This is a genomic window from Flavobacterium sp., from assembly GCF_044368625.1.
Taxonomy (GTDB): Bacteria; Bacteroidota; Bacteroidia; order Flavobacteriales; family Flavobacteriaceae; genus Flavobacterium.
In genome coordinates, this window is the sequence record NZ_JBIPPD010000353.1 from 1 (window position 1) to 2,534 (window position 2,534).

Here is a 2,534-nt window from a genome sequence, read left to right on the forward strand (position 1 = left end):
TGCGGCGCGCTGGTTTATGCTGCACCGCACGGGCAAGCCGTCCCGCCTCCGTGGTCGGGGTTAGCTCGAACGTTAGGCGTCATGAACACAACGCGCGTCACCTTCGTCGCAGAACTCGAACGCAAGCACCTCAAGCTTCCTGTCTATCTCGTGTTGCCAAGCGACAAGGCGCAGGCACTCAAGCTTCACTCCACCGAGATCGTCGAAGGTACTGTCAACGGCAACCTCATGGGCCGCCGAAGCATCAAGAGGTGGGACGCGACGGACAAGTCGCCCTGGTTTGTCGAGTTCACATCACCCTTCTGCAAGAAAGCCGGCATCGCAGTTGGGGACAAACTGAACGTCACGCTTTGGTTGGCAAGCACTGCGCTACCCGTCGAGCTCGAGCACGCGCTGAAAAGCTCGCCAGTTCTCCAGGCGAGGTGGAACGCAATCACTGAGTACGCTCGTCGCACCAGCACCGAGCATGTGCACGCGGGTAAGTCGCCCACCACCCGCTCGCGCCGAGTGGCTGCAATCATTGCCAACCTCACTTGAGCGCCGCCGCGATGACGCCTAACCCCTCGCTCAGCCCCCGACCCGCTACGGCAGGCCGTCTTGCCCGCGCGGCGCGCTGGTTTATGCTGCACCGCGCGCGCAAGCCGTCCCGCCTCCGCGGTCGGGGTTAGCTCGAACGTTAGGCGTCACAAGAACCCACGATCTCGTGCCCCACGCACGTAGGAACACCACACAAAGATGCAACCTTCAGAGTACGTCATCGTTGGTGAGTTCAGCAACGACACCAAGCACGAGCTTCGCTTATTCCTAGAGATGACTTGCGAAGAGGTGTTTCTAGCTCCAGGGCTGCAGATCGAGTTGCTGGCAAGGCCAAACCCCGATTTGCTTCCGGTTCACGTTGCCGCGATTGAGGGAGGTCTCCAGATCTTTCCCTTTCGCGACTTCGATCCTGACTGGCACATCCGCTTCAAAGGCAAGGTCTTCAAACCCGGGTATCCGACCCGCCTAACTTCGGCAGACTGAGGCCTCACCGCATGCTTCTAGCCAAGGCGGCGCGCGCAGTGACGCCTAACCCCTCGCTCAGCCCCCGACCCGCTACGGCAGGCCAGCTTGCCCGCGCGGCGCGCTGGTTTATGCTGCACCGCACGGGCAAGCCGTCCTGCCTCCGTGGTCGGGGTTAGCTCGAACGTTAGGCCTCATGAGCACATCCCTCGACATCGCCGCGCTGTTTGCAGTTCTCCAGACAAAGCTCACCGCTGAAGAACTGGCTCATGCCCCCTCAAAAGTCATGGGCGAGAGCGGTCTGCAGGTTCGGGTGGAGGGCGAGCATTGCCTCACCAGCATCGGTGTCTGGCCAAATGGCTGCTGTGACGTCGACTATCTGTACACAGAGTCAGAAGAGGGCCAGTTCCGACACTACGAGTTCGGGAGTGTCGAAGAGGCGCTCTCTGCGGTAGTTACGGAGGTAAGGGCAGCAATCGAGCGATCAAGAAACGAGCGAGGCAAGTGAGTAGCGACATCGCAAGTGAGTAACGTCAGTGGTCGCAACCCGAGGAAAGTCAGCCAGCTCGCTAGCATGAGGCCTAACCCCTCGCTCAGCCCCCGACCCGCTACGGCAGGCCAGCTTGCCCGCGCGGCGCGCTGGTTTATGCTGCACCGCACGGGCAAGCCGTCCCGCCTCCGCGGTCGGGGTTAGCTCGAACGTTAGGCGGCGCAATGACAATGCAAGGTGTCCTCGACGATCATCCAGCACTCGCTACCGCCATCCGCAGGGCACTCTCGGCTGGAACAACCTCAAGCGAAGCTGCGGCCTTGATGGCACGCGTCTCCGCCGAGACCAAATCGCTTGCCTTGAGGAGTATGGACCTCTGGGAGAAAGCGATAAGGGCCGAGCTGTGGGCCGCTGAATACAGTGCCCGAGAGGCCTCATGGAAGTTTTGGGTTCGCCCGCGTCGTTTCACCTCTTGGCTCGACCTCTGCAGCCCAGATGGGCGCAAGAGAGAGGCGGCCTTGCGCGTCAACTCTGGTAGCGCACCGAGTGCGTTCGTGATTGCTCTCGCGCTTCGGCGCCTGAATGACTGGGTGCCTCAAGTCCGAAGTGCCGCCCGTGAAACGCTTCCCGATCTGGCTTCGAACTCTGATCCACGGGACGTCGCCAATGCACTTTGGACCCTGCTTGCTCACTGGATCACCTGGGGCCGAATGCAGACCGAGGATAGAGCCGCGGTAGCTGCGATCGCCTCAGTTGAGCATGTCTCCCTCGCGCTTAGGTCGAAGATCATGGATGCAACGGCCGGTCCGGGAGCACTCGTGCTCTCTCAATGCGTACGTTCGACCGCTTTTGACACTTGGATCCTGGAGTTCGCCCAAGGTGCAGTCCAGCCAGCTGTCAGAGCACGCGCTTTCCGTTGGCTACTTCTTGGTCAGACAACTTGGGTTGTGGGGCACAAGTGGAGACCTGATTAGCGACGAAGTTCAGCAGGCTCAAGTGGTGAGCCAGTGAGGGCCGACGATGGCTGCATTCACCAAGGAGATGC

3 protein-coding genes are annotated in these 2,534 nt (G+C 61.0%); all 3 read left to right on the forward strand.

Annotated features, from left to right (window positions below; all coding sequences use genetic code 11):
* The coding region (locus ACIQ2X_RS16400) for a YdeI/OmpD-associated family protein (RefSeq protein ID WP_396180072.1) at window positions 1–537 on the forward strand (537 nt) is incomplete at its 5' end.
* A 198-nt stretch (window positions 538–735) separates the two neighbouring features.
* Entirely contained in the window at window positions 736–1,020 is a 285-nt protein-coding gene (locus ACIQ2X_RS16405) for a hypothetical protein (protein ID WP_396180073.1), read from the forward strand.
* Between the two features lie 175 nt (window positions 1,021–1,195).
* Entirely contained in the window at window positions 1,196–1,507 is a 312-nt protein-coding gene (locus ACIQ2X_RS16410) for a hypothetical protein (protein ID WP_396180074.1), read from the forward strand.
* Window positions 1,508–2,534 lie beyond the last annotated feature (1,027 nt).

What these genes read in the sequence shown, in the direction of transcription:
- ACIQ2X_RS16405 (WP_396180073.1), top strand. Translation starts at nt 736, where the DNA reads ATGCAACCTTCAGAGTACGTCATCGTTGGTGAGTTCAGCAACGACACC.
- ACIQ2X_RS16410 (WP_396180074.1), top strand. Translation starts at nt 1,196, where the DNA reads ATGAGCACATCCCTCGACATCGCCGCGCTGTTTGCAGTTCTCCAGACA.